1 protein-coding gene is annotated in these 828 nt (G+C 60.0%); it reads right to left on the bottom strand.

Features of this window, described 5'->3' with window-relative positions; translation table 11 throughout:
• The coding region (locus tag F4V54_RS10960) for a hypothetical protein (RefSeq protein WP_211359497.1) at positions 1 to 523 on the bottom strand (523 nt) is incomplete at its 3' end.
• Positions 524 to 828: the final 305 nt, after the last annotated feature.

Consider the following 828-nt stretch of genomic DNA (forward strand, 5'->3'; position numbering starts at 1 on the left):
TACCTGCACCGCCACCGGCTCCTAGTGGGGTTCCAAACCCACCCCGGGCACCCAGCGCACCAAAACCACCTGCGCCGGCACCGGCCCTGCCACCAGAACCAACACCACCCAGACCAGAACCGACACCACCGGCACCGCTCAACCCTGCGGCACCACGCCCGGCAAGAGGCATAGCCCCACCAAGCCCACCACCAGCACCGGCTGCACCAAGCCCGCCAACACCACCGGCTGCACCACCAGCAAGCGCACCCGCAGCTGCACCACTAGTTAGTGCGCCACCTAGCGCACCGACTGGTGGTAGTGACGGGGCAGTCGCACTGGCTACCTGGGTGGGGGTAGCTCCAGAGGCAATCAAATCCAACATATCCGGATTCGGTTTGCCTACCTGCTCCACGATCTCAGCAGGGGTTGTGGCATGGGTGAGATCACCCCAGCCTGTATGAGCTAGTGCTTGGTTGACTACCTGTGGTAGCGCTTCGCGGGTGAACTCCGGGACCCCTCCATGAGCCGCTCCGTCGTCCATGATGTGGCTGGACCCTGGTTTCATCGGTGGCAGTAGTGATTCAAAGGTTGGCACTGTTGGTGCTAGCTGTGTTGTCAGCCGTGGCCCAAACGTGCTTAAAAATACTTCTTCCAGGCTTTTTGATGCCGCAGGATCAGCTGTACTACGGACGGCACCTAAGGCTGCGGCAGCTTCTACGGGAGAGTGTCCGATTTTTTGTGTGCGGGGTTTGGTTTACAAGTAGTCCGCGAATCGGTCGGGGTATGCCACGGATAGTTGGTTGATGGCTTGTTTCCAGCCGTTGGCTTTCGCTCCTTCAATATAGC

It is taken from the genome of Corynebacterium tuscaniense, from assembly GCF_008693065.1.
In the GTDB taxonomy this organism is placed as follows: Bacteria; Actinomycetota; Actinomycetes; order Mycobacteriales; family Mycobacteriaceae; genus Corynebacterium; species Corynebacterium tuscaniense.